General features: G+C 70.6%; 8 protein-coding genes. 2 read left to right on the top strand and 6 right to left on the bottom strand.

What is annotated here, in order from left to right; all coding sequences use genetic code 11:
- The 3 genes from AB7U92_RS18380 to grpE form a co-directional block, all read right to left on the bottom strand.
- A partial coding sequence (locus AB7U92_RS18380; protein WP_428580203.1) for a DnaJ domain-containing protein occupies positions 1-106 on the bottom strand: 106 nt, incomplete at its 3' end.
- Positions 107-212: 106 nt separating this feature from the next.
- Positions 213-2,159 carry a molecular chaperone DnaK gene (gene dnaK, locus AB7U92_RS18375; protein WP_428580195.1) on the bottom strand — a complete coding sequence of 649 codons (1,947 nt, stop codon included), beginning with the start codon at positions 2,157-2,159 and terminating at the stop codon, positions 213-215.
- Between the two features lie 89 nt (positions 2,160-2,248).
- Positions 2,249-2,791 (bottom strand): nucleotide exchange factor GrpE, encoded by a 543-nt coding sequence (gene grpE / locus AB7U92_RS18370; RefSeq protein ID WP_428580200.1) that lies wholly within the window; start codon positions 2,789-2,791, stop codon positions 2,249-2,251.
- Between the two features lie 92 nt (positions 2,792-2,883).
- Here grpE and AB7U92_RS18365 point away from each other — a divergent pair, with 92 nt between their 5' ends.
- Complete coding sequence (locus AB7U92_RS18365; RefSeq protein WP_428580192.1) at positions 2,884-3,867, top strand: alpha/beta hydrolase family protein; 984 nt, start codon at positions 2,884-2,886, stop codon at positions 3,865-3,867.
- Here AB7U92_RS18365 and AB7U92_RS18360 read toward each other — a convergent pair whose 3' ends face one another.
- From AB7U92_RS18360 to AB7U92_RS18350, 3 genes are read right to left on the bottom strand one after another with little or no spacing between them, the layout of a single operon-like run.
- Entirely contained in the window at positions 3,868-4,308 is a 441-nt protein-coding gene (locus tag AB7U92_RS18360; protein ID WP_428580189.1) for an RNA-binding S4 domain-containing protein, read from the bottom strand.
- Positions 4,305-5,711, bottom strand: a complete 1,407-nt coding sequence (locus AB7U92_RS18355; RefSeq protein ID WP_428580197.1) for a sensor histidine kinase — start codon at positions 5,709-5,711, stop codon at positions 4,305-4,307. Before AB7U92_RS18355 ends, AB7U92_RS18360 begins: the two co-directional genes overlap by 4 nt.
- Positions 5,712-5,713: 2 nt before the next feature.
- The gene (locus tag AB7U92_RS18350) at positions 5,714-6,382 is read right to left on the bottom strand and encodes a response regulator transcription factor (RefSeq protein WP_428580186.1); all 669 of its coding nucleotides are present in this window, start codon (positions 6,380-6,382) and stop codon (positions 5,714-5,716) included.
- 141 nt (positions 6,383-6,523) lie between these two features.
- On the opposite strand from AB7U92_RS18350, the gene AB7U92_RS18345 reads away from it, so the two are divergent.
- Positions 6,524-7,251, top strand: a 728-nt coding sequence (locus AB7U92_RS18345; protein WP_428580183.1) for a tripartite tricarboxylate transporter substrate binding protein, incomplete at its 3' end; no start/stop codon positions are given.

Here is a 7,251-nt window from a genome sequence, read left to right as displayed (position 1 = left end):
CAGGGTGGTACTTCATGGCCAGCTTGCGGTAGGCCTTCTTGATGTCGTCCTCGGTGGCGTTCTTCGCCACGCCGAGGATCTCGTAATAGTCACGCTTTGCTGCCATTCGAATTCTCGGTTCTGCTCAAGCGGGAACGCCGCGTTGACGTGCAGGCAGGGCCTGCCACGTCGAACGCGGCGAGATAGGGCGGCAGGCCCATGGCCTGTCCGCCTTATCCTTTCTTCACTTCCTTGAAGTCGGCATCGACCACGTTGTCGTCAGCCGGCTTGGCCGAAGCCTGCTGCGCACCTTCCGGCGCCGCGCCCGCTGTGCCGCCGGCTGCCGCCTGGGCGGCCTGCGCCTCGGCGTAGACCTTCTCGCCGAGCTTCTGGCTGGCGGTCATCAGTGCCTCGGTCTTGGCGTCGATCGCGGCCTTGTCCTCGCCCTTGATGGCCTCCTCGGCCTCCTTGAGCGCAGCCTCGATGCTTTCCTTCTCCGGCGCATCGAGCTTGTCGCCATGTTCGGCCAGGCTCTTCCTCACCGAGTGGACCATCGCATCGGCCTGGTTGCGGGCCTGCACCAGCTCGAGCTTGCGGTGGTCCTCCGCGGCGTTGAGCTCGGCGTCCTTCACCATCTTCTGGATCTCTTCCTCGTTGAGGCCCGAGTTCGCCTTGATGGTGATCTTGTTCTCCTTGCCGGTGGCCTTGTCCTTCGCGCCGACGTGCAGGATGCCGTTGGCATCGATGTCGAAGGTCACCTCGATCTGCGGCGTGCCGCGCGGCGCCGGCGGGATGCCCTCGAGGTTGAACTCGCCCAGGCTCTTGTTGCCCGAAGCCATCTCGCGCTCGCCCTGGTAGACCTTGATCGTCACCGCCGGCTGGTTGTCGTCGGCGGTCGAGAACACCTGGCTGAACTTGGTCGGGATGGTGGTGTTCTTCTGGATCATCTTGGTCATCACGCCGCCGAGCGTCTCGATGCCCAGGCTCAGCGGGGTGACGTCGAGCAGCAGCACGTCCTTGCGGTCGCCCGACAGCACCTGGCCCTGGATGGCCGCGCCCACGGCGACGGCTTCGTCGGGGTTGACGTCCTTGCGCGGCTCCTTGCCGAAGAACTCCTTGACCTTCTCCTGCACCTTGGGCATGCGCGTCATGCCGCCGACCAGGATCACGTCGTCGATCTGGCCCACGCTCACGCCGGCATCCTTGATGGCGGTGCGGCACGGCGCGATCGTGCGCTCGATCAACTCCTCGACCAGCGACTCCAGCTTGGCGCGGGTGAGCTTGAGGTTCAGGTGCTTCGGGCCGGTGGCGTCGGCCGTCACGTAGGGCAGGTTGATGTCGGTCTGCGTGCTGTTCGACAGCTCGATCTTGGCCTTCTCGGCGGCTTCCTTCAGGCGCTGCAGCGCGAGCACGTCCTTGGACAGGTCGACGCCTTGCTCCTTCTTGAACTCGCCGATGATGTAGTCGATGATGCGCTGGTCGAAGTCCTCGCCGCCCAGGAAGGTGTCGCCGTTGGTGGAGAGCACCTCGAACTGCTTCTCGCCGTCGACGTCGGCAATCTCGATGATCGAGATGTCGAAGGTGCCGCCGCCCAGGTCATAGACGGCGATCTTGCGGTCGCCCTTGCCAGCCTTGTCCAGGCCGAAGGCCAGCGCTGCAGCGGTGGGTTCGTTGATGATGCGCTTGACGTCCAGGCCGGCGATGCGGCCGGCGTCCTTGGTGGCCTGGCGCTGGCTGTCGTTGAAGTAGGCCGGCACCGTGATCACGGCTTCGGTCACCGGCTCGCCGAGGTAGTCCTCGGCGGTCTTCTTCATCTTGCGCAGCACCTCGGCGCTGACCTGCGGAGGCGCCAGCTTCTTGCCGCGCACTTCCACCCAGGCGTCACCGTTGTCGGCAGCGGCGATCTTGTAGGGCATCAGGTCGATGTCCTTCTGCACTTCCTTCTCGGTGAACTTGCGGCCGATCAGGCGCTTCACCGCGTACAGCGTGTTCTTGGGGTTGGTCACCGCCTGGCGCTTGGCCGAGGCGCCGACGAGCACCTCGCCGTCTTCCTGGTAGGCGATGATCGACGGCGTGGTGCGCGCACCCTCGCTGTTCTCGATCACCTTCGTGGTGTTGCCTTCCATGATGGCCACGCACGAGTTCGTGGTGCCGAGGTCGATGCCGATGATCTTTGCCATGTTCGTGTGCTCCTGAGATCGGGGAATCCGGTTGTCTTCGAGTTGTGGATAACTGCGGCTAATTCAAGGGTGGCGGCTTGTGGACGGCGTCACTTCGGCGCCGCCACCGTGACCAGCGCGGGGCGCAGCACGCGCTCGGCGATCAGGTAGCCCTTCTGCAGCACGGCAACCACGGTGTTGGCCTCCTGGTCGGCCGGTACCACCGAGATGGCCTGGTGCTGGTGCGGGTCGAACTTGCTGCCCGCGGCCGGGTTGACCTCGACCACCTTGTTGCGCTCCAGCGCCTGCGCCAGCTGGCGCAGCGTGGCGTGCACGCCCTCGAGCAGTTGCTCGTTGCTGGCGTTCTGGATCGCGATGGCGGCTTCGAGGCTGTCCTTCACCGGCACCAGGCTCTCGGCGAAGCTCTCGATGGCGAACTTGCGCGCCTTGGCCATCTCGTCCTCGGCGCGGCGGCGGGTGTTCTCGGCTTCCGCCTTGGCGCGCAGGTAGGCGTCGGATACCTCGGCGTGACGGGCCTGGAGATCGGCCAGCTGGGCCTGCAGCGAGGCCTCGGAGCTGTCGGTTGCGGCGTCCGCCGCGCCCGCCGCGGCCTCGTTCTCGGGGTTCTGGGGGGCTTGTTCGTTGTTCGACATGACGGTCACGGAAATGCTCAGCCGTCGACCTTGGGGCGCCGACCGCGATTTCAAGAGGGTCATTCGACGATTTCCCCGCAGAATCCGCGGCCATGAGACGCCGTGACGCACTCGCCGCCATCGCCGCGCTGGGCCTGCCGGTCCGCGCTGCTGCCGGCGCGGAATTCGCCGACGAGACCTGGACCGATCCGTTCCGCCGCCGCGACATTCCCGTGCGCCTGCGCTGGCCGGCCGGCGAGGACGCCTGCGGCCTGGTGATCCACTCCCACGGCCTGGGCGGCAGCCGCTCCGGCGGCGCGGTCTGGGGCGAGGCCTGGCAGGCCGGCGGGCTGGCCGTGCTGCACCTGCAGCACCCCGGCAGCGACAGCGGCGTCTGGCAGAGCGGCGGCCTGCGCGGCGCGCGCCGGGCGGCCAGCGCGGAGCAGTACCTGGCGCGCATCGCCGATGCCCGCTTCGTGCTCGACGAGATCGAGCGGCGGCGCGGCACAGGCGGATCTTGGGCGCGGGTGCGGCCGGAGGCGATCGGCTTCTCCGGCCACTCCTTCGGCGCGCGGCTGACCCAGGCCCTGGCCGGCGAGCGGCCGGCGCGCGCGCGCCGCGCCGAGCGGGTGGGCGAGGTGGCCGACCCGCGCATCCGCGCCTTCATCGCCTTCAGCTCCGGTTTCAACGAGCGCGACGGGCTGGACGACGCCACGCTGGCCCGGCGCTTCGGCGCCATCACCCGGCCGTTCCTCGCCATGACCGGCAGCGACGACGAGGCCATGCTGGTCGGCGACGCCAGCAACGCCGCGCGCCGCGCCGTCTACCGCGGCTTGCCGCCGGGGCAGAAGGCTCAGCTGGTGCTGGACGGGGCCGACCACGCCACCTTCGGTGGCGGCACCGGGCTGGCCTGGGCCGAAGGGCGCAGCGGGCGCCGCGGCGAGCGGGCTGTCGCGCTGGAAGCGCAGCACCGGCGCGTCATCGCTGCGATCAGCGTGGACTGGTGGCGCTGGCGGCTGCTCGGCGATGCCGCTGCGCAGGCCCGCCTGCGCGCGCCCGCCGACCTGGCCGCTGCCGATCTCTGGGAGCAGGGCTGATCAGCCGCGGCCGCGCGGCGGCGGCGGCTCGGCGCTGGCGCTCCAGCGGTCCCAGTCGGCGAGCTGCCGGCGGTCGCGCTTGGTCGGGCGGCCCTGGGTGAGCGTCTGCGCCGGCTCGGTGCCGAAGCGCCGCTGCTCGGCCAGCTTCGCCCGCAGCGCGACGCTCTCGGCGGTTTCCTCGTAGAGCTGCTGGGCCACCGGCGCTGGGCCGCGCACCGAGCTCAGCCCCCTGACGACCACCGTGCGTGGCTGCTGGGCCTGGCGGATGGCGATCCGGTCGCCCTGGCGCACCTCGCGCGAGGCCTTGGCCGGCTGGCCGTTGACCTCGATGCGGCCCTTGGCGATCTCTTCAGCGGCCAGGCCGCGGGTCTTGTAGAAGCGCGCGGCCCACAGCCACTTGTCCAGGCGCACGCGGGTGTCGTGTTCGTCGGAATCGCTCATGTGCGCGCATTGTCGGCCAGCGGCAGGCGCACCGTGGCGTCGAGCCCGGCGATGCGCCCGCCAGCCAGGCGATCGTCCAGCGAGATGCTGCCGTCGAGACTTCGCACGATCTCGCCGCAGATCGCCAGGCCCAGGCCCGAGCCGCCGCGCTCGCCGGCGGCGAAGGGCTGGAACAGGCGCTCGCGCAGGCCGGGCGGCAGGCCGGGGCCGCTGTCGGTGATGGTCAGCGCGGCGGTGCGGCCGTCGCTGAGCAGGCGCATCGTCAGGCTGCCGCCCTCCGGGCAGTGCTTGATGGCGTTGTGCAGCAGGTTGCGGGTGAGCTCGCGCAGCGCCCACTCGTGGGCGCGCACCGGGGCCGGCACGGTGGCGATCTCGAAATCGAGCTGTCGCTCGGCGATCAGCGCGCCCAGGTCCAGCGCCACGGCGCGCGCGATCTCGGCCCAGTCGAGCACCGGCGCGTCGCCCTGCTGGCGCAGCTGCTCCACCTTGGCCAGCGAGAGCATCTGATTGGCGAGCTGGGTGGCACGTTCGACGGTGTGGCGCATCTCCTGCAGTGCCTGAGCCGGCTCGACGTCGCCGCGCTGCGCCGACTGCACCTGTGTCTTCAGCACCGCCAGCGGCGTGCGCAGCTGGTGGGCGCTGTCGCGCACGAAGCGCTTCTGGTGCGCGAGCAGGTGAGCGAGCCTGCCCATCACCTGGTTGGTGGCGTCCAGCAGCGGCTGCAGCTCGCGCGGCGCATCGGTGGCGGCGAGCGGCGAGAGGTCGTTCTCGGCGCGGTCGCGCAGCTGGGCGCTGAGCTCGCGCACCGGCCGCGTGGCGCGCTGCACCACCCACAGCACCGCGGCGACCAGCACCACCAGCAGCGCCGCCTGGCGCCACAGCGTGTCGACGAGGATCTGCCGCGCCAGCGTCTGGCGCAGCTCCAGCGTTTCGGCCACCTGGATGGTGGCCATGCCGCGCCCGTCCTGGCTGGCCACCGGCTGCAGCAGCACGGCCACGCGCACCGGCTGCTCGCGGTAGGTGTCGTCGTAGAAGTCGACCAGCGCCGCATAGGGTCCGCGGTCGGGAAGGCGGCCGCGCCAGGCGGGCAGGTCCTCGAAGCCCGAGACCATCTCACCCTGGAAGCCGCTGACCTTGAAATACATGCGGCTGCGGTTGTCGGCCTCGAAGGCCTCGAGCGCGGAGTAGGGCACCGTGGCCTGGACGCGCGCCGCGTCGCCGGCGCCGGTGACCTGCAGCTGCTCGCCGATCGACTTGGCGCTGGCCAGCAGCGTGCGGTCGTAGGCGGTGTCGGCGGCGCGCAGCGCCTGCCGGTACAGGCTGACGGTGTTGGCGGCGATGCCCAGCAGCAGCGGCACGATCAGGCCGATCAGCAGCTGGCTGCGCAGCGAGCGAGGCCGCAGGTTCACGCGCCGGCCTTGAGCAGGTAACCCAGGCCGCGCAGCGTCACCAGCTGCACGCCGGTGGGCGCGAGGCGCTTGCGCAGCCGGTAGGCCACCACCTCGATGGCATCGGGTTGCACGTCCTCGCCCGGGAACACGGCCTCGACCAGCCGCTCCTTGGCCACCGCCTGGCCCGGCCGGGCGAGCAGCGCGCGCAGCATCGCCGCCTCGCGCGGTGCCAGCTCCATCGGCGTGCCGTTCAGGCAGACCGCGCCGCTGTCACCGTCCACCCCCAGCCCGGCGAACGAGGGCGAGGTCGACGGCGCGGCCGGCTCGCCGCGGCGCGCCAGCGCGCGGATGCGCGCCTCGAGTTCGTCGAGGTCGAAGGGCTTGGGCAGGTAGTCGTCGGCGCCGGTGTTCAGGCCGAGGATGCGGTCGCCCACGGTGCCGCGCGCGGTGAGGATGAGCACCGGCGTGCGCAGTCCTTCGGCGCGCGCCAGCGTCAGCACCTGCAGGCCATCCAGGCCGGGCAGGCTGAGGTCGAGCACCACCACGTCGGGCACGCTGGCGCGCCAGCGGTCGAGCGCCCGCGTGCCGTCGGTGCAGGGCACCACCGTGATGCCGCGGCGCTCGAACGAGCGCTGCAGCGTGGTCTGCATGGCGGGGTTGTCTTCGATCAGCAGCAACTTCATCGGCGCGCCAGTCTGGACCCGCCCGGCCGGCCTCGCCGCGCCGGCACGCTTGGGGCTTTCCCTAGGGCGGTGGACAGCGAACTGACAGCCCTGCGGCCGACCATCACGCCACCAGAACACCCCTTCCGAGGAGACCAGCCCATGCGTCGCGATACCTTCCTCCGCTCCCTGGCCGCCCTGGCTGCTGCCGGCGCGCTGCCGCTGTCGGCCCGCGCCAGCGCGAACCTGAAGATGATGATCCCGGCCAACCCCGGCGGCGGCTGGGACAGCACCGGCCGCGCACTGGGCAAGGCGCTGCAGGATGCCGGCGTGGCCAGCTCGGTCAGCTTCGACAACAAGGGCGGCGCCGCTGGTGCGATCGGCCTGGCGCAGTTCGTCAACGCGAACAAGGGCGACCCGAACGCGCTGATGGTGATGGGCGCGGTGATGCTCGGCGGCATCATCACCGGCAAGCCGCCGGTGAGCCTGACCCAGGCCACGCCGATTGCGCGCCTGACCAGCGAATACAACGTCTTCGTCCTGCCGGCGTCGTCGCCGCTCAAGACGATGAAGGACGTCATCGAGCAGCTGAAGAAGGACCCGGGCAGCGTGAAGTGGGGAGGCGGCTCGCGCGGCTCCACCGAGCACATCGCGGCGGCGATGATCGCCCGCGAGGTCGGCGTCGACCCGTCCAAGATCAACTACGTGGCCTTCCGCGGAGGCGGCGAGGCGGTGGCAGCCATCCTCGGCGGCAACGTCACCATCGGCGGCAGCGGCTACAGCGAGTTCGCCGAGTACATCAAGGCCGGCAAGATGCGCGCGATCGGCGTCACCAGCGAGAAGCGCCTGCCCGGCATCGACGTGCCCACGCTGAAGGAGCAGGGCGTCAA

Source organism: Piscinibacter sp., from assembly GCF_050175855.1.
Lineage (GTDB): Bacteria > Pseudomonadota > Gammaproteobacteria > Burkholderiales > Burkholderiaceae_C > Piscinibacter.
The sequence above is the reverse complement of the archived record's forward strand: the minus strand, read 5'-3'. Positions and strand labels throughout refer to the sequence as shown.

Coding starts and splice junctions, on each gene's coding strand:
- grpE (WP_428580200.1), bottom strand. CDS start 2,791: ATGTCGAACAACGAACAAGCCCCCCAGAACCCCGAGAACGAGGCCGCG.
- AB7U92_RS18350 (WP_428580186.1), bottom strand. CDS start 6,382: ATGAAGTTGCTGCTGATCGAAGACAACCCCGCCATGCAGACCACGCTG.
- AB7U92_RS18360 (WP_428580189.1), bottom strand. CDS start 4,308: ATGAGCGATTCCGACGAACACGACACCCGCGTGCGCCTGGACAAGTGG.
- AB7U92_RS18365 (WP_428580192.1), top strand. CDS start 2,884: ATGAGACGCCGTGACGCACTCGCCGCCATCGCCGCGCTGGGCCTGCCG.
- dnaK (WP_428580195.1), bottom strand. CDS start 2,159: ATGGCAAAGATCATCGGCATCGACCTCGGCACCACGAACTCGTGCGTG.